This window comes from Paracoccus hibiscisoli, from assembly GCF_005048265.1.
In the GTDB taxonomy this organism is placed as follows: Bacteria; Pseudomonadota; Alphaproteobacteria; order Rhodobacterales; family Rhodobacteraceae; genus Paracoccus; species Paracoccus hibiscisoli.
The window spans coordinates 1-24,433 of sequence record NZ_SUNH01000028.1; the positions used below are offsets into that span (position 1 = coordinate 1).

Here is a 24,433-nt window from a genome sequence, read left to right on the forward strand (position 1 = left end):
GCTTCAACAAGCTGAAAAACGCACGCCGGGCCGCCACACGCTACGACAAAACCGCTGAAAGCTTCCTGGGCTTCATCGACATCACGTCTATCCGCCTCTGGGTTCGCCTTTTGTCAACATGACCTAGTCCAGATCCAGCCGCGCGGCAAAGTCCAGAAAGGCCGCCAGCGACGCCGTCACCAGCTTGCGCGTGGAATAGACCAGGTGGATCGGCACCCCCGGCAACGCGTGTCCGGGCAGGACCGGCACCAACAGCCCCTGCGCCAGATCGTCGGCCACCTGGAATTCCGGGGCCAGCGCGATCCCCTTGCCGCCCACCGCCAGCGCGCGCAGCAACTCTCCGTTGTTGCTGGAAAAGGCGGGGGTGATCTTTTGATAGATCACCTCGGACCCCTGGCGCAGGGGCCAGGTGCCGGGACCCCGGAGGTTGGTGTAATGCAGGCATTGGTGGTCGCGCAGGTCGGCCGGGCGCTGCGGGCTGCCGTGGCGGGCGATATAGTCGGGCGATGCGACCAGCATGATGTTGGCGTCATGCAGGCGCCGGGCATGCAGGCTGCTGTCCTCCAGCGTGCCGATGCGGATCACGGCGTCGAACCCGTCGCGCGTCATGTCGGACCGGCTGTCGTCCAGCACCACGTCCAGCTGGATGTCGGGATATTCCTCCATAAAGCGCATCAGGTGCGGCTGCAGCACCTTGAGGGTGTATTGCACCGGCACGCCCAGCTTCAGCGGCCCGGCGGGACGGGCCGAGGCGGCGCGCACCCCTTCAAAGGCCGCGTCCAGGCGGGTCAGGATGTCGGTGATCTGCGCGTGAAAGGCATGGCCCGCCGCCGTGGGGGTCACCGCCCGGGTGGTCCGCGTCAGCAGGCGCGTGCCCAGATCGGCCTCCAGGTCGGCGATCATCTTGCTGCAGGTGCTTTTCGAGATGCCCAACCGGCGCGCGGCGGCGGCAAAGCTGCCTTCGTCGACGATGGCGGCAAAGCTGCGCAGCACCTTGATGTCCATGACCGACCCTCTTGCGTGACCCGGACATGATGAAAGGGCCGCCACTCCCGGAGGAATGGCGGCCCGTCGGCCCCTGTGCGGAACCGGCCGGTCAGAACCGATCAGTAGAAGCCGCGGCTGGAATTATCAATGCTGGCGGTTTCGCTGGTGGTGTTGATGCGGGTGATGGTCACCAGATCGGTGGCGGCCAGACCGGCCTGCGACAGTTCGCGCGCGGTCATCACGTCGCCTGCGGGGACTTCGACGGTCTGCGCGGGGCGGGGCGGGGTGGTGAAGTCGCTGGACGATGCGGCCATCGCGCCACCGGCGGTCAGGGACAGGGCGGCCAGGGCGTACACGAAGTTTTTCATGATCATTTTCCTTGTTCTTGCAACATCTTGGAAGCGGTGGCGCGCCGGATGCGCGTCTGGTCCGTTCCGATGACTGTCAGATAAGGGTCACAATCGGGAAAGATTAGCCGCGCTTTTCCGCGCTCTGTGTTCGGCAGGACGGGACAATCGCGCAAGATCGTCCCGTCCCGGCGGTCACGCCGTGCAAACTTGTGCGATGCGGTCCAGGATGGCGTCGGGCTGTCCGTCCAGGGTGGCGAACTGACGGGGCCGCCCCTCCCACGCGCCAAGGGGGCCCTGGCGGTCGGCGGGGTTCATCAGCGTAAGGCCCAGGGCGATGCCGTCGGACAGCACGCGCACCTCGCCCTCGGTCAGGGTGAACAGGTCGGGGTCGGTCAGCCAGACGGCGGCGGTGCAGTCATGGACCAGCATCCCGTCATAGCCCGCCGCCTGGTAGAACCGCACATAGCCCTGCGACAGGTCGGCCACCAGCCGCATCCCCGGCCCGCCCGCCTGTGCCAGCCGCGCCAGCATGGCGCTGTCCATGAAGGTCCGCGTGGTCAGGTCCAGCGGCACCGCCACCACCCGCCAGGGCGCACCAAAGACGATGTCGGCGGCCAGCGGATCGCCCCAAATATTGGCCTCGGCCGCGGGGGTGATGTTGCCCGGCACGCGAAAGGCGCCGCCCATCAGGGTCACGTCGCGCACCAGCCCGGCGATGTCGGGCGCCATCTGCACCGCGCGCGCCAGGTTGGTCATGCGCCCCACGGCCAGCACGCGCACCTCGCCCGGATGGGCGCGGATCTGGTCGATCAGGAACTGCGCGGCGGTGTCGGGGTCGTCCTGCGGCTCCAGGTCGATCGGATGGTCGCCCAGGCCGTTATCGCCGTGAATCGAGGTGGGCCAGAATTCGGGCGGCATGTCGGGGGTCAGCGGCCCGGCGGCGCCCGCATGCACGGGCGCGTCATGCCCCCATGCGCGCAGCAGAAACCGCGCGTTCCGCGTCGTCAGCGCGACTGGCGCGTTGCCAAAGACCGTGGTGACCCCCAGCAGGTCGATCTGCGGATGGCGCAGCAGGTAATACAGCGCCAGCGCGTCGTCCACGCCGGGGTCGGTGTCAAAGATCACCTTGTCTGTCGTCATGTCATGGTCCCCTGTCTGGCCGCCCCCCTTAGCGGATGGCGCGCAGAGGTCAATCGGGTCCGGTCAGCGACATGGTGGCGCGGACGGCCCGCCGCCAGGCCTGATAGCGGGCGTCGCGATCGGCCTCCTCCATCGCCGGGGCAAAGCTGCGATCCAGCGCCCAGTCCTTGGCAAAGCCCGCCATGTCGGGATAGAGGCCGGACCCCTGCCCCGCCAGCCAGGCCGCGCCCAGGGCGGTCGTCTCCAGCACCTTGGGGCGATCGACGGGCGCGCCCAGGATGTCGGACAGGAACTGCATCGCGTAATCGGACGCGCTCATGCCGCCGTCGACACGCAGCGCGGTCTCTCCCTTGGGCTCCCAATCGGCGCGCATCGCCTCCAGCAGGTCGCGGGTCTGGAACCCCACGCTCTCCAGGGCGGCGCGGGCCAGTTCGGCCGGGCCGGAATTGCGGGTCAGGCCATAGATGGCGCCACGGCTGTCGGGCGACCAATAGGGGGCGCCCAGGCCGGTGAAGGCGGGCACCAGGATCACCTGCTGGCCTTCGTCGGCGCTTTCGGCCAGGGGCTGGGTCTCCTTGGCGTCGCGGATGATCTTGAGCCCGTCGCGCAGCCATTGCACGACCGCGCCCGCGATGAAGATCGACCCCTCCAGCGCATAGGTCGGCTTGCCGTCCAGCTGATAGGCGATGGTGGTCAGCAGCCGCTGCGTGGAGGCCACCGGCTTGTCCCCGGTGTTCAGCAGCGCAAAGCAGCCGGTGCCATAGGTCGACTTGATCATGCCGGGTTGGAAACACGCCTGTCCCACGGTGGCCGCCTGCTGGTCGCCCGCGACCCCGGTGATGGGGATGGGCCTCCCGAACAGGTCGGGCCGCGTGGTGCCGAAATCGGCGGCGCAGTCGCGCACGTCGGGCAGCATCGCCATGGGGATGTCGAACAGCTTGCAGATCGTGGCCGACCAGCGGCCCTTGTGGATGTCATACAGCATCGTGCGCGCGGCATTCGTCGCGTCGGTCGCATGAACCTGGCCGCCGGTCAGGTTCCAGATCAGCCAGCTGTCCACGGTGCCGAAGGCCAGATCGCCCGCCTCGGCGCGCGCACGGGCACCGTCGACATTGTCCAGGATCCATTTCAGCTTGGTGGCCGAGAAATAGGGATCGACCAGCAGCCCGGTGCGGGCGGTGATCATGTCGGCATGGCCCCCGGCCTCCAGCTCGCGGCAGAATTCGGCGGTGCGGCGGTCCTGCCAGACGATGGCGTTGTGGATGGCCTTGCCGGACTTGCGGTCCCACACCACGACAGTCTCTCGCTGGTTCGTGATGCCGATGGCGTCGATGCGGGGGTTGCCGCATTTCTCGATCGCGGCGCGGCAGGTGGCCGCCGTGCTGGCCCAGAGGTCGCCCGGATCATGTTCGACCCAGCCCGAACGGGGGAAATGCTGCTCGAACTCCTCCTGGGCGCTGCCGCAGGGCTGCATGTCGCCGTCAAAGACGATGGCGCGGGACGAGGTCGTGCCCTGGTCGATGGCAAGGATATGGGTCATGGCGGCGGTCCTTTTCCGACGGATTGGGGGGCGCGGTCGCCCGCGCCCCCCGGACAGTTAACGCGGCTGGATCACTCCTGCCAACGCTGGATCAGCTCCTCATAGGCGATGGTCACCGGCGCGGGCTTTTCGTTGTCCAGCTTGGGCACCGGGGCGCCTTCGCGGTCCAGCCAGACCTGCGGGTCCTCGGGCTCGTTCAGGACCGGGCCCAGGTCACCCTGCACGCCGGACCGCTGCAGGCGCTCCATCACGGCCTCCTGCTGCTCGCACAACGCGTCCAGCGCCTCTTGCGCGGTCTTGGCGCCCGAAGAGGCGTCGCCGATGTTCTGCCACCACAGCTGCGCCAGGCGCGGATAATCGGGCACGTTCAGACCCGTATCCGACCAGCGCGTCCTATCGGGCGAGCGATAGAACTCGACCAGGCCGCCCAACTGGGGCGCACGCTCGGTAAAGCTTTCATGTCGGATCGAGCTGTCGCGCACAAAGGTCAGACCCACATGGCTTTTCTTGGTGTCGACGGTCTTCGACACGATGAACTGCGCATAAAGCCAGGCGGCCTGCGCGCGGTCGACCGGGGTCGATTGCATCAGCGTGGCCGAGCCCACGTCCTGATAGCCGACCTTCATGCCTTCCTCCCAATATGCGCCATAGGGCGAGGGAGCCATGCGCCATTTCGGCGTGCCGTCATCATTCATGACGGGCAGGCCTTCCTTGACCATGTCGGCGGTGAAGGCGGTGTACCAGAACATCTGCTGGGCAATGTTGCCTTGGGCGGGAACGGGACCGGCCTCACTGAAGGTCATGCCCGCAGCCGCCGGGGGCGTATAGTTCTGCAGCCAGTCGATGTATTTCTCGATCGCATAGACGGCGGCCGGGCTGTTCGTCGCCCCGCCCCGCGCCATGCAGGACCCCACCGGCTGGTAATCGTCGTTGACGCGGATGCCCCATTCATCGACCGGAAAGCCGTTCGGCTCGCCCTTGTCGCTGGCGCCCGCCATGGACAGCCACGCATCGGTGAAGCGCCAGCCCAGGCTGGGGTCCTTCTTGCCGTAATCCATGTTGCCATAGATCTGCTGGCCGTCGATCTCGCGCCCGGTGAAGAACTTGGCGATGTCCTCATAGGCGGACCAGTTCACCGGCACGCCCAGGTCGTATCCGTATTCGGCGCGGAATTCGGCCATGATCTCGGGGTCGGTGAACCAATCGTGGCGGAACCAGTAGAGGTTGGCGAATTGCTGCACCGGCAGCTGATACAGCTTGTCGTCGGGGCCGGTCGCCGAGGCCAGGCCGATGAAATCGTCCAGGTCCAGGTCGGGGTTGGTGAAATCCGCCCCCTCGTTCGCCATCCAGTCGGTCATGTTGCGGACCTGCTGATAGCGCCAGTGGGTGCCGACCAGGTCGGCATCGTTGATGTACATGTCATATACGTTCTCGCCGGTCTGCATCTGGGTCTGCAGCTTTTCGACGACGTCGCCCTCGCCGATCAGGTCGTGGGTGACCTGGATGCCGGTGATGGCGGTGAAGGCCGGCGCCAGGACGCGGGCCTCGTATTCGTGGGTGGTGATCGTTTCCGAGACCACGTTGATCGACATGCCGGCATGGGGTGCGGCGGCGTCGATGAACCACTGCATCTCGGCCTCCTGCTCCTCTCGGGTCAGGACGGACTGGTCGCCGATCTCGGCGTCGAGGAAGGCGCGCGCGGCCTCGATATCGGCGAAGGCCGGGCCGGTCAGTGCCAGCAGCACCGCCGTCGTGGACATCAGTTTCAGGTTCATGGTTCTCCCTCCCATTGGTTCAGTCTTTGACCAGCTCTAGACCCACCGGAACACGACGGCGGCATAGAACAGGCAGATCAGCAGCGCCCAGGGTTGCAGCGCCGCCCCCATCACCCCCAGCCAGGCCAGGTTGATGAAGGCGGACCCCAGAAGCGTGATGAACAGGCGGTCGCCCCGCGTGGTCTCGATCCCCAGGACGCCGCGACGGGGCGTTTCGGGAAACCGGATCGCCAGCACCGAAAAGGTGACCAGCAGCAGGGCGATGATGACGAAGAAGATCGCGGTCGGTGTGGTCCATGCCATCCAGGCCATCGCTGGTCCTCCCTTACACGCGGCCCAGGGCAAAGCCCTTGGCGATATAGTTGCGCACGAAATAGATGACCAAGGCGCCTGGCACGATGGTCAGCACCCCCGCCGCCGCCAGCACCCCCCAATCGACGCCGGACGCGCCTTGCGTGCGGGTCATGGTCGCCGCGATCGGCTTGGCCGCGACCGAGGTCAGCGTGCGCGACAGCAGCAGCTCGACCCACGAGAACATGAAGCAGAAGAACGCCGCCACCCCGATCCCCGAGGAGATCAGCGGCATGAAGATCCGCACGAAAAAGCGCGGGAAGCTGTAGCCGTCGATATAGGCGGTCTCGTCGATCTCCTTGGGGACGCCGCGCATGAAGCCCTCCAGGATCCAGACGGCCAGCGGCACGTTGAACAGGCAATGCGCCAGCGCCACCGCGATATGCGTGTCGAACAGACCGACCGAGGAATAGAGCTGAAAGAACGGCAGCGCAAAGACCGCGGGCGGCGCCATCCGGTTGGTCAGCAGCCAGAAGAACAGATGCTTGTCGCCCATGAAGTGATAGCGGCTGAACGCATAGGCCGCAGGCAGGGCCACGGCCACGGAAATCACCGTGTTCAGAACGACATAGATCAGACTGTTCACGTAACCCATATACCAGCTGGGATCGGTCAGGATCACGACATAGTTGCGCAATGTCAGGGTCTGCGGCCACAGGCTGAAGGTTCCGGTGATCTCGGAATTGGTCTTCAGGCTCATGTTGATCAGCCAATAGATCGGCAGCATCAGGAACAGCAGATAGAGCGTGATGACGACAGTGCTGCCGTTCAGGCGGGTGCGGCTCTGCATGTCAGCCCCTTTTGTCCAGGTTGGTCATGACGGTGTAGAAGACCCAGGAGATCAGCAGGATCACCAGGAAATACATCAGCGAGAACGCCGCCGCAGGTCCCAGGTCGAACTGGCCCAAGGCCATCTTGACCAGGTCGATGGACAGGAAGGTCGTCGCATTGCCCGGCCCGCCCCCGGTGACCACGAAGGGCTCGGTATAGATCATGAAGCTGTCCATGAAGCGCAGCAGGATGGCGATCATCAGCACGCCCATCATCTTGGGCAGCTCGATATAGCGGAACACCTTCCAGCGGCTGGCCTGGTCGATCCGCGCCGCCTGATAATAGGCGTCGGGGATGGATTGCAGCCCCGCATAGGCCAAAAGCGCGACCAGCGACGTCCAGTGCCAGACATCCATCACCACCACCGTGGCCCAGGCATGGACCGGGTTCTGGGTGTAGTTATAGCTGATGCCCATGCTGTTCAGCGTATAGCCCAGCAGCCCGATATCGACGCGCCCGAAGATCTGCCAGATCGTGCCGACCACGTTCCACGGGATCAGCAGCGGCAGCGACATCAGCACCAAGACGACGCTGGCCCAGACCCCGCGCTTGGGCATGTTCAGCGCGACGAACACGCCAAGCGGAATCTCGATCGCCAGGATGATGCCGGAGAACGCCAGCTGGCGGCCAAGCGCGTTCCACATCCGGTCTGAGGCCAGCAGATCCTCGAACCAGCCCAGCCCGTTCCAGAAGAAGACGTTGTTGCCGAACGTGTCCTGGAACGCATAGTTGACCACCGTCATCAGCGGGATCACCGCCGAGAACGCGACCAGCACCAGCACCGGCAGGACCAGGAACCAGGCCTTGTGATTGACGGTCTTTTCCATGATGTCCCCCCTTACGCTGCAGCCACGCGCCAGTCGTCGGCATAGACGTTGATGCGCGACGGATCGAAGACCGCGCGGGTCATGTCCGCCCCGACGCCCATATCCTCGGGCGCGATGATGTTCAGATCGTGCCCCATCAGATCGGCGCGGATGATGCGGTGGCGGCCCACATCCTCGATCCGGCGGATGGTGACGGGCAGGCCCTCATGCGCAGACAGGCGCACATGTTCGGGGCGCACCCCGATCTGCACGTTGCCCTGCACCGCGCCATAGGTCCCGGCCAGCGGCGTCGTGCCACCGGGCACCAGCGCCTGCGCGCCGTCGATTTTCGCGGGCAGCAGGTTCATGCCGGGCGATCCGATGAAATAGCCCACGAAGGTATGTTCGGGCCGGTCGAACAGCTCCTCTGGCGTGCCGATCTGGACCACGCGGCCGTCATACATGACGACGACCTTGTCGGCGAATGTCAGCGCCTCGGTCTGGTCGTGGGTCACATAGATCATCGTGTGGCCGAAATCATGGTGCAGCTTTTTCAGCTGGGTGCGCAGCTCCCATTTCATATGCGGGTCGATGACGGTCAGCGGCTCGTCGAACAGCAGCGCGTTGACGTCCTTGCGGACCATGCCGCGGCCCAGGCTGATCTTCTGCTTGGCATCCGCGGTCAGGCCACGCGCCTTGCGGTCCAGCATATGCTCCATGCCGATCATCGCGGCGATCTCGGCCACGCGTTCGGCCACATAGGCCTCGGGGCGGCCCCGGTTGCGCAGCGGAAAGGCCAGATTGTCGCGCACGGTCATCGTGTCGTAGACGACCGGAAACTGGAACACCTGCGCGATGTTGCGCTCCGCCGTGGGCGCGCGGGTCACGTCCACCCCGTCGAACAGGATGCGCCCCTGCGACGGGATCAACAGCCCCGAGATGATGTTCAGCAGCGTCGATTTCCCACACCCGCTGGAGCCTAGCAGCGCATAGGCCGCGCCGTCCTGCCAGTCGTGGTTCAGCTCCTTGAGCGCGTAATCCTCCGGTCCCTTGGGCGCGGGGGAGTAGGAATGGGCGAGGTTCTCCAGCGTGATCTTGGCCATAACCCCTCCTCAGGCGGCTGTTGCATAGGCGGCGGGGGTGACCATGCGGCCATCCTCGGCAAAGACATAGATGTGGCGCGGGTCCAGCCACACAGGCAGCGACTGGCCCAACGGCAGGTCGTGGATGCCGTGGATCAGCCCGACCCATCGCTGGCCGTGGTGGTACAGATGGACAAAGGTTTCCGACCCGGTCAGCTCGGTCACCACCAGCTGCGCGTCAAAGCACAGCGCATCGGCGGCATGGCGCGACAGATGCAAGTGGTTGGGCCGGAACCCCGCCAGATAGCGCCCGTCGGGCAGCGCGGGCATTCCCGCGACCGAAGGCCGCCCGCCCGCCACCTGGAAGGGCAGGAAATTCATCGGCGGGTCGCTGAACACCCGCGCGGTGGTCGCATCGACCGGCTGGCGATAGACATGGGGCGTGGGACCGAACTGCGTCACCCGCCCCTCCCACAGGGTCGCGGTGTTGCCGCCCAGCAGCAGCGCCTCTTCGGGTTCGGTGGTGGCATAGACAAAGATCGCGCCCGATTCCGCAAAGATGCGCGGGATCTCGACGCGCAGCTCCTCGCGCAGCTTGTAATCCAGGTTCGCCAGAGGCTCGTCCAGCAGCACCAGGCCCGCGTTCTTGACCAGCGCGCGCGCCAGGGCGCAGCGCTGTTGCTGGCCGCCCGACAGCTCCAGCGGCTTGCGCTCCAGCATGGGGGTCAGGCGCATCATCTCGGCGGTTTCACGGACGCGGCGGTCGATTTCGGCGCGGTCCACGCCCATCAGGCGCAGGGGGGATGCGATGTTCTCAAAGACCGTCATCGCCGGATAGTTGACGAATTGCTGATAGACCATCGCAACCTTGCGGTCCTGCACGCGCATGCCCGTGACGTCCCGGCCCTCCCACAGGATACGGCCCTGCGCGGGGCGGTCCAGCCCGGCCATCAGCCGCATCAGCGACGTCTTGCCCGACAGGGTCGGTCCCAGCAGGACGTTCATCGTGCCGCGCGCCAGCACCAGATCGGTGGGGTGGACATGCACCTGCCCCTCGACCACCTTCGTCACGCCCTGCAGTTCCAAACTCATCCCCGACCCCTCCCAAGGTCCTTCCTGCGGCGGCGCCTATTCGGCGGCGGCCTGCCGCTGCGCCCAACGGGCGCGGATCCATGCGTCCAGTGCCGCCACCTGATCGACCGTCAGGCGCAGCCCCAGCTTGGTGCGCCGCCAGATGACATCATCCGCACAGCGCGCGTATTCGTGATCCATCAGCCAGACGACCTCGGCCTCGGACAGGGTAGCGCCGAAATCGACGCCCAGGTCGGCTGCGATGCGTGCGCCCACCAGGATGCCCCGCGCCTCGGTCCCATAGGCGCGCACCAGGCGCCGTGCCCAAGGCTCGGTCAGGAACGGATGGTCGCGGCGCAACCCGTCCACCAGATCCCCGACCCCATCCACCGGGAAATCGCCCCCGGGCAGCGCCTGCCCCTTGGTCCAGGCGCCGGGCAGCCCGGCAAAGAACGGCGCGATCTTCTCCAGCGCCGATTCCGCCAGACGGCGATAGGTGGTGATCTTGCCGCCAAAGACGTTCAGCACCGGCGCCCCGCCCGCCTGATCGACCTTCAGCGTATAGTCGCGCGTCGCCGCCGTGGCGCTTTGGGCGCCGTCGTCATAGAGCGGCCGCACCCCGGAATAGGCCCAGACCACGTCATCGGCGGTCAGCTGGCGGCGGAAGTACTGATTGGCAAAGCCCAGCAGATAGTCCCGCTCCTCTGGCGTGCATTCGGGCTTGACCGAGGGGTCCTGATGATCGGCATCGGTGGTGCCGATCAGCGTGAAATCGCCCTCATAGGGGATGGCAAAGATGATCCGCCCGTCGGTGCCCTGAAAGAAATAGCATTTGTCGTGATCGTACAGCTTGCGGGTCACGATGTGGCTGCCCCGGACCAGGCGCACGCCCTCGGTCGAGTTCAGGCGGATCGTGCCCTGGATGATGTCGCCGACCCACGGCCCGCCGGCATTGACCAGCATCCGCGCGCGGTGACGGGTGGTCGCGCCGGTCGCGGCATCCTGGGTGGTGACGACCCAGTGATCGGCATGGCGGTCGGCGGACTGGACGCGGGTGCCGGTCATGATGCGCGCGCCCCGCGCCTCGGCGTCGCGGGCGTTCAGCACGACCAGGCGCGAATCCTCGACCCAGCAGTCGGAATACTCATAGGCGTGTCGGAACCGCTCCTGCAGGGGGGCGCCTTCAGGCGTGCCCTCCAGCGACAGGGTGCGGGTGCCAGGCAGGATCTGGCGGCCGCCAAGCGTGTCATACATGAACAGACCAAGGCGGATCAGCCAGGACGGGCGGCGACCCTTCATCCAGGGCATTACGCGGCCCAGCAGCTTGGATGTCGGCGTGTCGCTCTCGAAGCGCATGTCGGCATGCCAGGGCAGGACAAAGCGCATGGGCCAGCTGATATGCGGCATGGCGCGCAGCAGCACCTCGCGCTCGATCAGGGCCTCGCGGACCAGACGGAACTCGAAATATTCCAGATAGCGCAGGCCGCCGTGGAACAGCTTGGTCGAGGCACTGGAGGTCGCCTGCGCCAGATCGCCCATCTCGGCCAGGGTGACGGACAGGCCGCGCCCGGCCGCGTCGCGCGCGATGCCGCAGCCATTGATGCCGCCGCCGATCACGAACAGATCCACCATGTCATCTGTGCCTGTCACACCGGACCTCTCTGCCAAGACATGCCCATTTCTGACCTGCAGCGCGCCAAAAAGAAAGCATCATCTTTCGTTTTTCTTCACTTTCGTCAATATTGTTAATACGCAATGGGTTGCGGACTAAAATGTCACCCTGACTGCCCCTTCAGGCATCGATTTGACCGCCATCGGATGCAGGCGCGGGGCCAAATTTTGCACAAAACGCAAGAAAGCGAAGATATTGCCTGTTCGTCAAAGCCGTGTCACATCTTCGAAAAGCCAGGGGTGTTTCATGTCGCAGACCTTCCGCCAGCCCGAGATCCTGGAGATCGCCCGCCGCGACGGCAAGGTGACCGTCGAGGGGCTGGCCGGCCATTTCGGCGTCACCCTGCAGACGATCCGCCGCGACCTGACCGAGCTGGCCGAGGCCGGTCGGCTGGAGCGGGTGCATGGCGGGGCGATCCTGCCCTCGGGGGTCGCCAATATCGGCTATGAGGAACGCCGCAGCCTGCATCACGACGCCAAGACCGCCATCGCGCGGGCCTGCGCGGCCGAGGTGCCCGAAAAGATCAGCCTGTTTCTGAACATCGGCACCAGCACCGAGGCCGTGGCCCGCGAATTGCTGGGCCATCGCAACATGCTGGTGGTCACGAACAACATGAACGTGGCCAATATCCTGGCCGCCAACCCCGATTGCGACGTCATCGTGACGGGCGGCAGCCTGCGCCGCGCCGATGGCGGTCTGGTGGGCACCCTGGCCGCCGAGACGATCCGACAGTTCAAGTTCGATCTGGCGGTGATCGGCTGTTCGGCGCTGGACCGCGACGGCGATCTGCTGGATTTCGACATCCAGGAGGTCGGCGTCAGCCAGACCATCCTGCGCCAGTCGCGCCGGACGTTTCTGGTGGCCGACCATTCCAAGCTGTCGCGCAGCGCGCCCGCGCGCATCGCCTCGCTGTCGCAGCTGGAGGCGGTCTTCACCGACCGCGCCCTGCCCCCCGACCTGATGCGCGCCTGCGAGACGTGGCAGACGCGCGTGGTCCTGGCCTAAAGGCCCGCCAGCAAGGCTGCGGTATCGGGCATCCGCGCCAGGCTGGCCGCGATGCGGTCGCGCCAGCGGGGACCGCGGGACAGCGCGTCCTCATGCGCCTCGGCCAGATCCTCGGGGCGGTCGCGGGCCAGCGCGGCGATCAGAAAGGCCGCCTGCGCGCGGTCCTTGGCCGATTTCAGGCGGTCGTCGGCGCGCCTGCGATCGGCCACGATCAGCTTGTGGATGGCGAACCGCTCAGGCCGCGGGATCTGGACCAGAACGCCGCTGCGATAGGGGATCGCCGCCGGAATCGGGTCCGCGATCAGATAGTTCAGGTGATGCAGCGTCTGCGCCTGCACTCCCAGGGCGGGCAGGTCGCGCAGGCCCTCCTCGCCAAAGGCGGGAGTCAGGAACTCGACCAGCGCATTGCCTTGGGTCTGCCGCCAGCGCCAGGCGCGGCCCGGCTCCAGGCTGGGGACGGGGGCGAAATCGAAATCGGCCAGCACCTGCTGGACCGGGGGCGCGGCCGCATCCTCCAGCGCCAGGGACAGGCGCTCAAAGCTGGCGATGTCCAGATCGTCGGTCTGCGCCGTCTGTTCCAGCGACAGCGCCAGGTTCAGCTCTCCCTCATAGAGGCGAAAGGCATGGGTGCCCACGACCGTGCCGCCAAGGCGAAAGACGCCCGCCGCCGACAGCGCCGCCATCAGGCTGCCGCTGGTCGGGTCCAGGCCCAGAAACCCCTCGGCCCGCAGCAGACGCACCAGACGGGCACGCTCGCGGCGGCGTTGTTCCAGGGGTGCGCGGTCGTCGCGCAGGGCGGCCATGCGGGCGGCCAGATCGGGGCTGTCCTCGCCCAGATAGCGCTTGCGGACCTGGGTGCCGACGCGGAAACTGTCATACCAATAGCCGCGCGCGCCGCGTCGGATCAGCGCCGGCGTGCCGCGCAGGTCGCGCCACCCCTCGTCGCGCAGCGATCGCAGCAGGTCGTGATAGGCCGCATGGGCCAGCGCGGAATGGGTGCGAAGCATAAGACCACCGGGTTGTACCCCGGTGGTCTAAGGCCATGCTCAACAGTTTTCAAGACTGTTGAGCATATGGCGGGATCAGGTCTTGTTGCGCTTGCGCCCCTTGGGACCGGCGACGTTCGGGGGAACGTTGCCCTCCTCCTCGGCCCGCTCGTGGCCTTCGCTCAGCTTGGGGGCCATGTCGCGCTCGCTGTCCTTGGGCGTGCCCTCGGACGCATCCAGTTCGGCGGCGGCGCGGGTCCAGTGGTCGGCCTCCTGCCCCTCGGGGCGGCCCTCGTCTTCCCAGATCTGGTGCGCGCGGGCGCGGATCAGGTCGTCACGGTTGGTATCGCTCATCATTTCCTCCTGTGATGGCTGGTGATCATTCGGCGCAGGTCAGGGCCGCGACGCTCTGCCACCCCAGGGGCAGCACCCCGGAGACGGCCTCGTCGCAGGCGACCTGATCGCGGGCGGTGTCGATGCGCAGGGTCCATTCCCCGTCGGGCAGGGCGAATTCACCGTCATCGCCCGCATTGACGATGATCAGGATCGCGGGACCGAAGGCGGGCTGCAGGCGCATCCCTGTGAGACGCAGCTCCGGGTCGGCCCAATCATCATCGGCCATGTGGTCGCCCCGCGGATGCAGCCATTCGACGGCGGGGCCGCCCTCCTTGCCGGAAAAGCGGGTATGGGCCAGACCGCTGTCGGTGCGGAACGCGGCAAGGGCGGCGACGGCATCGCGGATCTCGGGGCGGGCGGCGTCCCAGTCCAGCCAGCTGATCGGATTGTCCTGGCAATAGGCGTTGTTGTTGCCGTCCTGGCTATTGCCCAGTTCATCCCCGGCCAGGATCATGGGCACGCCCTGGGACAGGAACACGGTCGCTAGCATGGCGCGCACGCGGCGGATGCGGGCGGTGTCGATGCCGGCATCGTCCGATGGCCCCTCGGCGCCCAGATTGTCGGACAGGTTGTGATCGTGGCCGTCGCGCCCGTCCTCTCCGTTCGCGTCGTTATGCTTGTCTGCATAGCTGACCGTGTCCCACAGCGTGAACCCGTCATGCGCGGCCACAAAATTGACCGAACTGGTCGAGGGGCGGTGGCTGTGATCGAACTGCACAGGCGATCCCGCCAGCCGCTCTGCCATCGCGCCCAGCAGGCCCGCATCGCGCCGCCAGAAGGCGCGGGTATCGTCGCGGAACTTGTCGTTCCATTCGCGGAACGGCCAGCGATAGCCGCCGACCTGATAGCCGCCATCCCCGATGTCCCAAGGCTCGGCGATCAGCTTGATGCCAGACAGGACCGGGTCCTGGCGGATCGCGTTGAAGAAGGCGCCGTCGCGTTCGAACCCCGTCGCCTCGCGGCCCAGGGTCGAGGCCAGGTCGAAGCGGAACCCGTCCACATGCATCACCTGCACCCAATAGCGCAGCGAATCCATGACCATGCGCAGCACCATCGGATGCGCGACATTCAGCGTGTTGCCAGTGCCGGTGGTGTCAAAGCTGTGGCGCTTGTCATCCGCCAGCAGGTAATAGCTGGCATTGTCGATGCCGCGGAAGGACAGCGTCTGGCCCAGTTCCGACCCCTCGCAGGTGTGGTTGAAGACCACGTCCAGGATGACCTCGATGCCGGCCTTGTGGAACCGGCGGATGGCCTCCTTGACCTCGCGGATCTGGCCGGTCTTCAGATAGGGCGCATGGGGCGCAAAGAAGGACAGCGTGGAATAGCCCCAGTAGTTCGACAGGTCCTTTTCCACCAGATAGCGGTCATTGGCGAAGGCATGGATCGGCAGCAACTCGACCGTGGTCACGCCGATCTTCTGCAGGTGGCTGATGATCGGTTCGGTCACCAGACCCCGGAAGGTGCCGCGCAGATCCTCGGGCACGTCGGGATGCGCCTGCGTCATGCCCTTCACGTGCGCCTCGTAGATTACCGTGTCGGTCCAAGGTGTGCGCAGCGCGCGCTCGGTGTCCCAGTCAAAACGGCTGTCCACGACCACGCCCTTGGGCATGAAGGGCGCGCTGTCGCGGGTGTCAAAGGACAGGTCATCCTCACCGATCGTATAGCCGTGCAGCGCGTCGTCCCAGATGATCTCGCCGCGCAGCTCGCGGGCATAGGGGTCCAGCAGCAGCTTGTTGGGGTTGAAACGGTGGCCGTTCTCGGGCTCGTAGGGGCCGTGGACGCGATAGCCGTAGACTTGGCCCGGCAGGATGTCGGGCAGGTATCCGAACCAGACGCCGCCCTCCATTTCGGGCAGGGGCAGGCGGTGCAGCTCTTCCTGCCCCGTCTCGTCGAACAGGCACAGCTCCACCCGGGTGGCATGGTCGGAGAACAGCGCGAAATTCGTCCCGTCGCCCAGGAACTCGGCCCCCAGGATGTCGGAACGGGCCTGGGTGGCGTCAAAGGAGGGCGGGGTAAGGTCACGCATGAAGGCCTCGGCTGTTGAAAAGGGGCGGGGTGACAGAGCGGCGGATCTGGGCATGGGCCGCACGGCGGTCCAGCATGGCCTGGGTGATCAGCACCGTCCCGGCGGCGGTGCGGGTGAACCAGCGGGCATCCTCGTCAGGGTTCTCGCCGGTCACCAGACCGGCGGGCACCTGGGCGCCGGGGGCGACCAGCGTGCAGATCAGGCGCGCGCTTTCGGGCACGACGGCGCCGGGCATGGCGATGCTGCCGCGCCCAAGATACCAGTCCGAGGCCGGGCAGGCAAAGGGCAGCCGCGCCGGTTCGGAGTTCACGAAATCCAGCTGCGCACGGCGCAGCGCGTCCAGCGTGCCGACATCGCGCCAATAGGCATCGCCCGAGGGGCCGGCGGGCAATTGCCAGACGGTCGCCATGCCGCGCGCCACCGCATCGGGGATCACGTCATGGCCGAAATCCAGCGCCTCGACGGGGCGGTCGAACAGCGCCTCGCGCAGCCAAGCGCGGTCGAACACATAGATGCCCATCGACACCATCGCGCGGTCGGGCTGTCCGATCATGCCCGGCGGATCGGCGGGCTTTTCCAGAAAGGACAGGATGCGCCCGCGGTCGTCGGCCTGCATGACGCCGAAACCCCGCGCCTCGGCCCGCGGCACGGTATCGACCGCGACCGTCACCGCCGCACCCGAGGCGCGATGCGCCGCCAGCAGCGCGCCGTAATCCATGTCATAGACGTGGTCCGCAGCCAGGATCAGCACCTGATCGCCGCCCATCGCCTCGATCTCGGGCCAGGTCTGGCGGGCCGCGTCAGCGGTGCCCAGATAACGTTCGCGCCCGTCGCGCAGCATCAGCCCGGCCTGCGGAAAGAACTGGCCCCACCGGGTCGGCAGGTGGTGATGCAGGCTGCGCGGCGCGTATTGGGTGGCGACCAGCATGCGCCGCACGCCCGAGCGCACCGCATTGGCCATGGCAAAATCGACGATGCGGTTGGAGCCCGCAAAGGGAACGGCGGGCTTGCTGTCGCTGGCGGTCAGACCCTCCAGCCGCGTGCCCTTGCCGCCCGCCAGCAGAAGGGCGGCCACATCCAGCGGCGGCCCTTGGGTCACGCTGCTGCGCGCGGCGGCGGCACGCGACAGGCTGATGCGGTTCGGCTGTGCGGGCAGATGAATGGTCATGGCGTCATCCTTGGGGGTGCGGGCTTGGGGGTGCGGGGCAAAGCGTGTCATGCCGAACCGCGTCACCCACAGGTTGTTCCCGCACCCGTCAATTATCAATCGCCCCTGCCTCGGACAGCAGCACGCGGCTGCCGTCGGGTCCGGTCCAGTCCAGAATTTCGGCAGCCCCGTCATCCACCGCCGCCGCACCGGGCAGCACCAGCCGCGCGACCGCCCGCCAGTCGCCCGACCGCCGGGTCAGGTTGATTCCGTCGGGCGTGATTACCACCTGCGCATCGGCGTCGGACAGCTGCTCCTGCCTTTCGCGCCGCCAGTGCAGCAGGCGCTGCGTCCATTGCGCCTTGACGCCCCGGTCGGCGGCCAACGCGTCCCAGGGGACCGGATGGCGGTTGTCGGGGTCGGTCAGCGCCAGGAACGGCCCCTGCGTGCCCTGATAGATGTCGGGAAAGCCGGGCATCACCGCCTTGAACACCAGCTGGGCCAGCATAAGCGCCTCGCCCCGCTGCAGCAGGGCGGTCAGGGCCGCAGGGGGATTGCGGTGCCAGCCGTCCAGCATGGCATGACCCAGATCGGCCAGCGCCGCCTCGGCCGTCAGGTCCGGGTTGGTCCAGAAGCTGGTTTCCTTGGCCTCGCGCATGGCCTTTTCGACATGCTGTGCCAGGCGGTCGGCGGCCCGGTCGGCCCCGTGCATCGCCAGCGCGGATTGCACCATGTACCAGCGCCAGGCATCGGGCACGCCCTGGGCCTGCGGCAGCGCGGCGGCGGCCTCGTCCAGGGCCAGCATCTGGTCTGGCAGGTGGCTGGCGGCGATCATGCGGGCGCGCGAATCCTCGGACCGCTTGCTGTCATGGGACGAGGTCAGCACCATGTCCCCCGCGCCGCGCCGCGCCAGGATGGCGTTGGCCTCGGCCTCGGTCACGGTGGCGTGGTCGGGTTCGGCGCCGACCTCGTTCGCGGGCAGATAGCGGGTCCAGCGAAAGCCCGCGGTATCCTCCTGCGCTTTGGCCAGCAGCGCGCCCGAGACCTGCTGCAACCGCGTGACAAAGGCCATCTGCGCAGGCGTTGCCGGGTCCGCCCAGACCTGCGCCAGCATCCGCAGCACCCGGTCGCAGCGCAGCCCCTGCGCGGCATCCTCGGCCACCTGCGCGATCAGCGCGCGGTCATCGGGGGGCGTGCCCTGATCCGTGACATAACTGCGATAGCGGGGCACCGCGACCAGCAGCGCGGTCACCGCCTCGCGCAGCGCCTCGGGGCCGGGCTGGACATCGGGCAGAGGGTCCAGCGCCGCACCCGCCAGCCGCGCCAGCTGCCGCCGCTCGGCCGCCAGTTCATGGTCCAGCACGTCATGCTTGGCCTGGATCAGCGCCTGATCGAACCCGCCGGTGATGCCGGTCACCTGACGCCAGTGGCGGTCCAGATCGTCCAGCCCCTGCGGCCGCGTCAGCAGCCGCGCGATCAGGCGCCCTGCCTCGTATCCTGTGGTGCCCGCGACGGGCCATTCGGGGGGCAGCGCCTCGTCCCCAGTCAGGATCTTCTCGACCCACAGAGGGGTGTCGGGCAGCGCCTGCGACAGGCGCGCCAGATAGTCGGCGGGGTCGGCCAGCCCGTCGATATGGTCGATGCGCAGCCCCTGCACCAGATCGCGGCGCACCAGATCGATGATCAGCGTATGCGTGTCGTCAAAGACCGGAGGGTCCTCGACCCGCATGCCGATCAGGTCGGTCACATTGAAGAACCGGCGATGCGTGATGCTGTCACGCTCCAGCGCGGCATGGACCAGCCGCCAGTGCTGCGCCTCGTGCAGGGCAATCAGATCGTCGGTCACGTCGGTGCCCGGCGCCAGCGGCACGGCCAGATCGCCCATGCACCAATGCCCGTCGCGGATCTGAAAGGCGCCCTGGGTCAGCATCACCTCGAAGGGTTCGGGCAGCCAGGGCAGGATCAGCGGCCCGGCCTGCCAGTCGATGTCGAAATGGCGCGCGCGGGGGCTGGCGCGGCCATGGGTCAGCACATCGGCCAGCCAGGGGTTCTGCACCGAAAAGGCGGTGTGGTTGGGCACGATGTCCAGGATGATGCCCAAGCCCCGCGACCGGGCGGCATGGGCCAGCGCCTCGAACCCCTCGGCCCCGCCCAAGGTCTCGTCGATGCGCGACGGATCGGTGATGTCATAGCCGTGGGTCGAACCTTCGGTCGCGGCAAAGATCGGCGACAGATACAGATGCGAGACCCCCAGCCCCGCGATCTGGTCCAGGCGCAGCGTGAGCGCGGCGAAATCGACCCCGCCGCGCAGTTGGATGCGAAAGGTGGCGGTCGGGATGCGGGGGATCATTGAAGGGCCTTCATGGTCAGGGAAAAGGGGCTGCCGGGCTGACCGACGCTGAGGTCGGGATCGGGCAGCGGCGTGGGATCGGGCTGGCCCAAAGCCAGCGACAGCGCCAGCGCGCCACCGGGAAACTGCCACAGGGCGCGGATCAGGCCGGGACCCTCACGGGTGACGCTGCTGTCGGGCTGACCGCTGTCCAGCAGCGGCACCACGTGGGCTGCCCGAAACGCCAGCGCGCGGCGCGTCAGGGCCATCCAGCCGCAGGCATGGGCATCCTCGGCCCAGGTCAGGCGGCTGCGGTCCATCGTGGCGGGGTCGATCGGGTCGGGCACGGTGTCGCCCCGGCGGGCGATGTCGGGAAATTCGGCCGCCCTGCCCTGCCGGACCGCCTGCGCCAGATCGCCGTCGAAATCAGCAAAGAACTGAAAGGGCGCGGTGTCGCCCCGCTCCTCTCCCATGAAGATCATCGGAATGAAGGGCGCGGCCAGCAGCAGGCCATAGGCCACGCGCACCGCCTGCGGATCGGCCAGCGACAGCAGCCGTTCGCCAAGCGCGCGGTTGCCGATCTGGTCATGGGTCTGGATCGCGTTCACGAAGGCGGTGGGCGGCAGATGCCCGCAAGGCGCGCCCCGCGGCGGCCCGCCGGGACGGTCCTGCCCCTCCAGCACATGGCCGCGCGACAGGGCCAGCGCCAGATCGCCCACCGGATCATCGGCAAAGGGCGCGTAATAGCTGTCGGTCTCTCTGGTCAGGGCGACGTGGACGGCGTGGTGGAAATCATCGTTCAGCGCGGCGTCATGGCCCGCCTCGCGCAGGTCGGGGATGTTGCGCTCATCCTCGGTGATCAGGTGGCGGGCGGGGGTCAGGCGGGCGACCTGCGCGGCCAGGTCCGTCAGAAAGGCCTGCGCGCCGGGGCCGCGCATCTGGTGCACGGCGTCCAGACGCAGCCCGTCGATGCCGTAACCCTCCAGCCAATGCATTGCGCAGCCCATCCAGAAATCGCGCACGGCAGGCTGGTCGAAATTGATCGCCGCGCCCCAGGGCGTGTGCCGGGCGGGGTCAAAGAACGCGGGGGCTGCGACATGCATCCAGGCACCTTCGGGGCCGAAATGGTTCATCACCAGATCCAGGATCACCATCATCCCGCAGTCATGGGCCGCCTGCACCAAACGGCGCAGATCGCCGGGGCTGCCATAGGCCGGGTGGGGCGCATAGGGCAGCACCCCGTCATAGCCCCAGCCCCGGTCGCCCGCGAACTGGCCCACCGGCATCAGCTGGATCGCCGTCAGCCCAAGGGCGGCCAACCCCGGCAGCCGTTCGGCGGCGGTGGCAAAGGTGCCCTCGGGGGTAAAGCATCCGACATGCAGCTGACAGATCGCGGCCTGCGACCAGGGGCGGCCGGGCCAGGGGCGCGGCGCGGGCATGTCGACCAGCACGCTTGGCCCGTTCACGCCAGCCGCCTGCAGGCGGCTGGCCGGGTCGGGAATGTCCTGCCCATCGACGCGGAACTGATAGGTCTGACCGGGAAAGGCCGGCACGCTGGTCTGCCACAGCCCGGCTTCATCGCGCTGCATCGGGCATGACCCGTCCCCCGTCAGCAAATCGACCTGACCCGCAGAGGGCGACCAGAGGCGAAAGTGCCACGTCCCGTCACCCTGCGCGGTGTCGCGTACCGGTCCCCAGAACCTGCCTGTCATCGTGGTCTCTCCGCGCATGCCTGCGGGAACAATGACCGGGATCGCAAGGTGTTCCCGAGGTTGACAAAAAGCAGCCGGTTCAGGCGTCGTAGGGCTGTGGCCCGGTCTTCTGCCCGATCAGCAGGCGGTGACCGTCGGGCGTGACCGCCCAGACCGCGCGATCGCACAGTTCGACCAGAACCGGCTTGTCGCCCGAGGCGGCCTCGAACACCACCAGCAGGTTGCGCAGCATGTCGATGGTGAATTCGGCGCGGGCCAGCACCTCGGAGCAGTCAGCCGCCTTTGCGGAACGCCGTGTCATCGAAACCCCGAACAACAAAAATTACACGAAATGCAGAATATCAAGAATCCGGGACCGTGGGAATAGCCATGTCCTGCGCGCAGTTGTGTCGCGACAACGGCGTCTGGTCAAGATGTTGTTGTTCAAGGCGATAGGCACACCGCCCCCGGGGTCTGTCTCCCGGAGGCGGTCACAGGCTTCAGCCCCCGGTGATGGCCAGCAGGGCCAGATACATCACCGACGGCCCCAGCAGGCATCCAAGCCCGGTGTAGAACGTGGCCGTCATCGCGCCATAGGGCACAAGGCGCTTGTCGGTGGCGGCCAGGCCCCCGGCGACGCCGCTGGTCGTGCCCATCAGCCCGCCATAGGCCATGGCCGATTTCGGGTTGTTCAGCCCGATCAGCGGCGCCACGAAGGGCGTGCCGATCATCACCAGAACCGCCTTGAGCAGACCCGCCGCGACCGACAGGGCGATGACCTCGGAACTGGCGCCCAGGGCGGTGCCGGTCACCGGGCCCACGATATAGGTCGCGGCGCCGCCGCCGATGGTCGCCATGCTGACCGCATCGGTATAGCCGAAGGCCGCAGCGACCAGCGCGCCCACCACAAAGGACATCACGATGCCCAGGGCCAGGGCGGCAATGCCCGCGGCACCCGCCTTGCGGATCTCGCGGATGTCGACGCCATAGGCGGTGGACACGATCGCCAGATCGCGCAGCATCGCGCCGCCCATCAGGCCGATCCCGGTGAACAGCGGCACATCGGCCAGCCCCCTGGACCCGCCCGTGGCGATGCCACCGATCCAGGCCAGCACCAGCCCGATGATGATCGCCACCGCCGATCCGTGCAGGCGGCCCGCCGACAGCCGGTCCGACAGCTGATAGGACAGCCACATGACGACGCCGACGGTGACGAAGGCAAAGACCAGGCCGTTCTTGACCAATATATCCGTGATCATTTCCATGACTTACGCCTCCTGCGCCATCAGGGGCGGCAGGGGTTCGTCCTGACCGCCGATGCGCGCCACGACCGGAACCAGCGCCATGCAGACCGCCGTGGCACCCACGCCCGCGATGATCGCGATGGGCCCGCCCGCAAGGGCCGCGACGACGTTCTGCTGGGCGGCCATGGCCACCACGATGGGGATGTACATTGCCGACCAGAACAGGATGCCCTGTTCCGACAGCGCCGGCAGCCGGCCCGTGCGGCGCAGCCAGTCGGTCACCACGATCAGCAGCAGCATGGCAAAGCCAACGCCGCCCACATTGGACTGGACCCCCAGGATTATGCCCAGCAGATCGCCCAGGATCACGCCCGCCAGATGGCAGGCGGCCAGGGCCGCAACTCCATAGATTATCATCAGATTCCCCTCCCTCGGGATGTGACGACCCGGACGCGCGACCTCCTCCGCCGCGCATCCGGGCCGGTGTCAGGCCGTGGCCTGCTCGTAAAGTCCCGCATGCTGGCGGCGCAGTTCGGCCTTCTGCACCTTGCCCATGACGTTGCGCGGCAGGGCGTCGACGACGATCACCTGCTTGGGCTGCTTGAAGCGCGCCAGCCCGGTCAGCGCGGCGCGGATCGCATCCGCGTCCAGCGTGCCCGATTTCGGCACGACGATGGCGGTCACGGCCTCTCCCAGGTCGCCATGCGGCAGGCCGATCACGGCGCTTTCCAGAACGCCGGGCAGCGCGTCGATGGCCTCCTCGACCTCCTTGGGATAGACGTTGTAACCGCCCGAGATCACCAGATCCTTGTCGCGGCCGACGATGCGCAGATACCCGTCGGCCTCGATCGTGCCCAGGTCGCCGGTGATGAAATAGCCGTCGGGGCGGAACTCGGACGCGGTCTTCTCAGGCATGTTCCAATAGCCTTCGAAGACGTTGGGCCCCTTGACCTCGATCAGGCCGATCTCTCCGGGGGCGACGGGCGCGCCGGTTTCGCGGTCGGTGATGCGCACGTCGATGCCGGGCAGCGCCATGCCCACGGCCCCCGCGATCCGCTCCCCGTCATAGGGGTTCGAGGTGATCATGCAGGTCTCGGTCATGCCGTAACGTTCCAGGATGCGGTGCCCGGTCCGTTCGGTGAAGGCACGATGATCCTCGGCCAACAGCGGCGCCGATCCCGACACGAATAGCCGCATGGTCGCGGTCGCCGCCCGGTCCAGACGCGGCGATTTCAGCAGACGCGTATAGAAGGTCGGCACCCCCATCAGCACGGTGGCGCGGCCCATCAGGTCGATGGCCTGCTCCGCGTCGAATTTCGTCAGGAAGATCATCGTGGCGCCCGCGACCAGCGCCATGTTGGCGGCCACGAACAGCCCGTGCGTGTGAAAGATGGGCAGCGCGTGGATCAGCCGGTCATCGGCGGTGAAGCGCCAGTGATCCAGCAGCGCCTCTGTGTTCGAGGTCAGATTGCCATGCGTCAGCACCGCCCCCTTGGACCGCCCCGTCGTGCCCGACGTGTACAGGATCGCGGCCCGGTCCTGCGGCCCGCAGGGATGCGCGTCCTCTCGCGGAGTGGCGGTGGCGGCACGCTCGGTCAGCGTCCCCTGCCCGTCCGCGCCCAGGGTCTCGACCGCCAGCGTATCGCCCGCGCGATGCGCGTGGGACGCGGCCAGGCCCGGGTCGCAGACGAACAGGCGCGGGGCCGCGTCACCGATGAAATAGTCGATCTCGGACCCGGTATAGGCGGTGTTCAGCGGCAGAAAGATCGCCCCCACCTGCAGCGTCGCCAGATACAGCGCGATGGCCTCGGGCGATTTCTCGACCTGGGCGGCCACGCGGTCGCCGGGGGCCACGCCCAGGGCCGTCAGCGCGCCTGCCAGCCGTTCGACCGTCTCGCGCATGGCGGCAAAGCTGATGTCGGGCTGGCCGGGGCGTTCGAACAGGGTCTTGCCCTGCATGACCTCGGCGGTCTGGATGAAGTGGCTGTGTATGGTCTGCATGGT

The 24,433-nt window shown here is 67.2% G+C and carries 22 protein-coding genes and 1 pseudogene; 2 read left to right on the forward strand and 21 right to left on the reverse strand.

Translation table 11 applies throughout. The features are described from left to right. Window positions 1-122, forward strand: a pseudogene (locus FA740_RS16230) (IS5/IS1182 family transposase); the annotation flags it as partial. A 1-nt stretch (window position 123) separates the two neighbouring features. Here the strand turns inward: FA740_RS16230 and FA740_RS16235 are convergent. The 11 genes from FA740_RS16235 to glpD all read right to left on the reverse strand — a co-directional run bounded on the left by FA740_RS16235 (window position 124) and on the right by glpD (window position 11,565). Then, window positions 124-1,005 carry a LysR family transcriptional regulator gene (locus FA740_RS16235; RefSeq protein WP_136857857.1) on the reverse strand — a complete coding sequence of 294 codons (882 nt, stop codon included), beginning with the start codon at window positions 1,003-1,005 and terminating at the stop codon, window positions 124-126. A 101-nt stretch (window positions 1,006-1,106) separates the two neighbouring features. Further along, on the reverse strand, window positions 1,107-1,355 hold the full coding sequence (locus tag FA740_RS16240; protein ID WP_136857858.1) for a hypothetical protein: 249 nt from the start codon (window positions 1,353-1,355) through the stop codon (window positions 1,107-1,109). Between the two features lie 174 nt (window positions 1,356-1,529). After that, on the reverse strand, window positions 1,530-2,477 hold the full coding sequence (locus FA740_RS16245) for a nucleoside hydrolase (RefSeq protein WP_136857859.1): 948 nt from the start codon (window positions 2,475-2,477) through the stop codon (window positions 1,530-1,532). A 49-nt stretch (window positions 2,478-2,526) separates the two neighbouring features. Beyond that, window positions 2,527-4,017, reverse strand: coding sequence for a glycerol kinase GlpK (gene glpK, locus FA740_RS16250; RefSeq protein WP_136857860.1), 1,491 nt, complete (start codon window positions 4,015-4,017; stop codon window positions 2,527-2,529). 71 nt (window positions 4,018-4,088) lie between these two features. Further along, a complete protein-coding gene (locus FA740_RS16255; RefSeq protein WP_136857861.1) occupies window positions 4,089-5,792 on the reverse strand; it encodes an ABC transporter substrate-binding protein in 1,704 nt (567 codons plus the stop codon). A gap of 36 nt (window positions 5,793-5,828) precedes the next feature. After that, on the reverse strand, window positions 5,829-6,104 hold the full coding sequence (locus FA740_RS16260) for a DUF2160 domain-containing protein (protein WP_136857862.1): 276 nt from the start codon (window positions 6,102-6,104) through the stop codon (window positions 5,829-5,831). Window positions 6,105-6,117: 13 nt separating this feature from the next. Then, window positions 6,118-6,933, reverse strand: a complete 816-nt coding sequence (locus FA740_RS16265; RefSeq protein WP_136857863.1) for a carbohydrate ABC transporter permease — start codon at window positions 6,931-6,933, stop codon at window positions 6,118-6,120. A gap of 1 nt (window position 6,934) precedes the next feature. Further along, window positions 6,935-7,801 carry a carbohydrate ABC transporter permease gene (locus FA740_RS16270; RefSeq protein ID WP_136857864.1) on the reverse strand — a complete coding sequence of 289 codons (867 nt, stop codon included), beginning with the start codon at window positions 7,799-7,801 and terminating at the stop codon, window positions 6,935-6,937. A gap of 11 nt (window positions 7,802-7,812) precedes the next feature. Then, window positions 7,813-8,883, reverse strand: coding sequence for an ABC transporter ATP-binding protein (locus tag FA740_RS16275; RefSeq protein WP_136857865.1), 1,071 nt, complete (start codon window positions 8,881-8,883; stop codon window positions 7,813-7,815). 9 nt (window positions 8,884-8,892) lie between these two features. Next, window positions 8,893-9,954 carry an ABC transporter ATP-binding protein gene (locus FA740_RS16280; protein ID WP_136857866.1) on the reverse strand — a complete coding sequence of 354 codons (1,062 nt, stop codon included), beginning with the start codon at window positions 9,952-9,954 and terminating at the stop codon, window positions 8,893-8,895. A gap of 36 nt (window positions 9,955-9,990) precedes the next feature. Further along, window positions 9,991-11,565, reverse strand: coding sequence for a glycerol-3-phosphate dehydrogenase (glpD, locus tag FA740_RS16285; RefSeq protein ID WP_136857867.1), 1,575 nt, complete (start codon window positions 11,563-11,565; stop codon window positions 9,991-9,993). Window positions 11,566-11,851: 286 nt separating this feature from the next. On the opposite strand from glpD, the gene FA740_RS16290 reads away from it, so the two are divergent. After that, the gene (locus tag FA740_RS16290; protein WP_136857868.1) at window positions 11,852-12,610 is read left to right on the forward strand and encodes a DeoR/GlpR family DNA-binding transcription regulator; all 759 of its coding nucleotides are present in this window, start codon (window positions 11,852-11,854) and stop codon (window positions 12,608-12,610) included. Here the strand turns inward: FA740_RS16290 and FA740_RS16295 are convergent. From FA740_RS16295 to FA740_RS16340, 10 genes are all read right to left on the reverse strand, one after another. Next, on the reverse strand, window positions 12,607-13,617 hold the full coding sequence (locus FA740_RS16295) for a nucleotidyltransferase family protein (protein WP_136857869.1): 1,011 nt from the start codon (window positions 13,615-13,617) through the stop codon (window positions 12,607-12,609). The two genes, FA740_RS16290 and FA740_RS16295, sit on opposite strands and share 4 nt — an antisense overlap. Before the next feature lie 75 nt (window positions 13,618-13,692). Continuing rightward, the gene (locus tag FA740_RS16300; protein WP_169306336.1) at window positions 13,693-13,950 is read right to left on the reverse strand and encodes a DUF2934 domain-containing protein; all 258 of its coding nucleotides are present in this window, start codon (window positions 13,948-13,950) and stop codon (window positions 13,693-13,695) included. 25 nt (window positions 13,951-13,975) lie between these two features. Next, a complete protein-coding gene (glgX, locus tag FA740_RS16305) occupies window positions 13,976-16,018 on the reverse strand; it encodes a glycogen debranching protein GlgX (RefSeq protein ID WP_136857871.1) in 2,043 nt (680 codons plus the stop codon). After that, window positions 16,011-17,186 carry a sugar phosphate nucleotidyltransferase gene (locus FA740_RS16310; protein WP_136857872.1) on the reverse strand — a complete coding sequence of 392 codons (1,176 nt, stop codon included), beginning with the start codon at window positions 17,184-17,186 and terminating at the stop codon, window positions 16,011-16,013. The genes glgX and FA740_RS16310 overlap by 8 nt, the downstream gene beginning before the upstream one ends. Before the next feature lie 88 nt (window positions 17,187-17,274). Beyond that, on the reverse strand, window positions 17,275-19,515 hold the full coding sequence (treY, locus tag FA740_RS16315; RefSeq protein ID WP_136857873.1) for a malto-oligosyltrehalose synthase: 2,241 nt from the start codon (window positions 19,513-19,515) through the stop codon (window positions 17,275-17,277). Continuing rightward, on the reverse strand, window positions 19,512-21,224 hold the full coding sequence (treZ, locus tag FA740_RS16320) for a malto-oligosyltrehalose trehalohydrolase (protein ID WP_338119676.1): 1,713 nt from the start codon (window positions 21,222-21,224) through the stop codon (window positions 19,512-19,514). Before treZ ends, treY begins: the two co-directional genes overlap by 4 nt. Window positions 21,225-21,285: 61 nt before the next feature. Continuing rightward, window positions 21,286-21,507, reverse strand: coding sequence for a hypothetical protein (locus tag FA740_RS16325; RefSeq protein WP_136857875.1), 222 nt, complete (start codon window positions 21,505-21,507; stop codon window positions 21,286-21,288). A gap of 178 nt (window positions 21,508-21,685) precedes the next feature. Then, a complete protein-coding gene (gene madM, locus FA740_RS16330) occupies window positions 21,686-22,450 on the reverse strand; it encodes a malonate transporter subunit MadM (protein ID WP_136857876.1) in 765 nt (254 codons plus the stop codon). A gap of 3 nt (window positions 22,451-22,453) precedes the next feature. Further along, window positions 22,454-22,846 (reverse strand): malonate transporter subunit MadL, encoded by a 393-nt coding sequence (gene madL / locus FA740_RS16335; protein WP_136857877.1) that lies wholly within the window; start codon window positions 22,844-22,846, stop codon window positions 22,454-22,456. A 69-nt stretch (window positions 22,847-22,915) separates the two neighbouring features. Next, window positions 22,916-24,430: a malonate--CoA ligase gene (locus FA740_RS16340; RefSeq protein ID WP_136857878.1), complete on the reverse strand. Its 1,515-nt coding sequence runs from the start codon at window positions 24,428-24,430 to the stop codon at window positions 22,916-22,918. Between the last annotated feature and the right edge of the window lie 3 nt (window positions 24,431-24,433).

Excerpts from the sequence above, each read along its gene's own strand:
- FA740_RS16240 (WP_136857858.1), bottom strand. The coding sequence starts at position 1,355 with ATGAAAAACTTCGTGTACGCCCTGGCCGCCCTGTCCCTGACCGCCGGT.
- FA740_RS16310 (WP_136857872.1), bottom strand. The coding sequence starts at position 17,186 with ATGACCATTCATCTGCCCGCACAGCCGAACCGCATCAGCCTGTCGCGT.
- FA740_RS16245 (WP_136857859.1), bottom strand. The coding sequence starts at position 2,477 with ATGACGACAGACAAGGTGATCTTTGACACCGACCCCGGCGTGGACGAC.
- FA740_RS16280 (WP_136857866.1), bottom strand. The coding sequence starts at position 9,954 with ATGAGTTTGGAACTGCAGGGCGTGACGAAGGTGGTCGAGGGGCAGGTG.
- FA740_RS16300 (WP_169306336.1), bottom strand. The coding sequence starts at position 13,950 with ATGAGCGATACCAACCGTGACGACCTGATCCGCGCCCGCGCGCACCAG.
- FA740_RS16235 (WP_136857857.1), bottom strand. The coding sequence starts at position 1,005 with ATGGACATCAAGGTGCTGCGCAGCTTTGCCGCCATCGTCGACGAAGGC.
- FA740_RS16255 (WP_136857861.1), bottom strand. The coding sequence starts at position 5,792 with ATGAACCTGAAACTGATGTCCACGACGGCGGTGCTGCTGGCACTGACC.
- FA740_RS16340 (WP_136857878.1), bottom strand. The coding sequence starts at position 24,430 with ATGCAGACCATACACAGCCACTTCATCCAGACCGCCGAGGTCATGCAG.
- FA740_RS16260 (WP_136857862.1), bottom strand. The coding sequence starts at position 6,104 with ATGGCCTGGATGGCATGGACCACACCGACCGCGATCTTCTTCGTCATC.
- FA740_RS16275 (WP_136857865.1), bottom strand. The coding sequence starts at position 8,883 with ATGGCCAAGATCACGCTGGAGAACCTCGCCCATTCCTACTCCCCCGCG.
- FA740_RS16265 (WP_136857863.1), bottom strand. The coding sequence starts at position 6,933 with ATGCAGAGCCGCACCCGCCTGAACGGCAGCACTGTCGTCATCACGCTC.
- FA740_RS16325 (WP_136857875.1), bottom strand. The coding sequence starts at position 21,507 with ATGACACGGCGTTCCGCAAAGGCGGCTGACTGCTCCGAGGTGCTGGCC.
- madL (WP_136857877.1), bottom strand. The coding sequence starts at position 22,846 with ATGATAATCTATGGAGTTGCGGCCCTGGCCGCCTGCCATCTGGCGGGC.
- glpK (WP_136857860.1), bottom strand. The coding sequence starts at position 4,017 with ATGACCCATATCCTTGCCATCGACCAGGGCACGACCTCGTCCCGCGCC.
- FA740_RS16295 (WP_136857869.1), bottom strand. The coding sequence starts at position 13,617 with ATGCTTCGCACCCATTCCGCGCTGGCCCATGCGGCCTATCACGACCTG.
- FA740_RS16270 (WP_136857864.1), bottom strand. The coding sequence starts at position 7,801 with ATGGAAAAGACCGTCAATCACAAGGCCTGGTTCCTGGTCCTGCCGGTG.
- treY (WP_136857873.1), bottom strand. The coding sequence starts at position 19,515 with ATGATCCCCCGCATCCCGACCGCCACCTTTCGCATCCAACTGCGCGGC.
- madM (WP_136857876.1), bottom strand. The coding sequence starts at position 22,450 with ATGGAAATGATCACGGATATATTGGTCAAGAACGGCCTGGTCTTTGCC.
- glgX (WP_136857871.1), bottom strand. The coding sequence starts at position 16,018 with ATGCGTGACCTTACCCCGCCCTCCTTTGACGCCACCCAGGCCCGTTCC.
- treZ (WP_338119676.1), bottom strand. The coding sequence starts at position 21,224 with ATGCGCGGAGAGACCACGATGACAGGCAGGTTCTGGGGACCGGTACGC.
- glpD (WP_136857867.1), bottom strand. The coding sequence starts at position 11,565 with ATGGTGGATCTGTTCGTGATCGGCGGCGGCATCAATGGCTGCGGCATC.
- FA740_RS16290 (WP_136857868.1), top strand. The coding sequence starts at position 11,852 with ATGTCGCAGACCTTCCGCCAGCCCGAGATCCTGGAGATCGCCCGCCGC.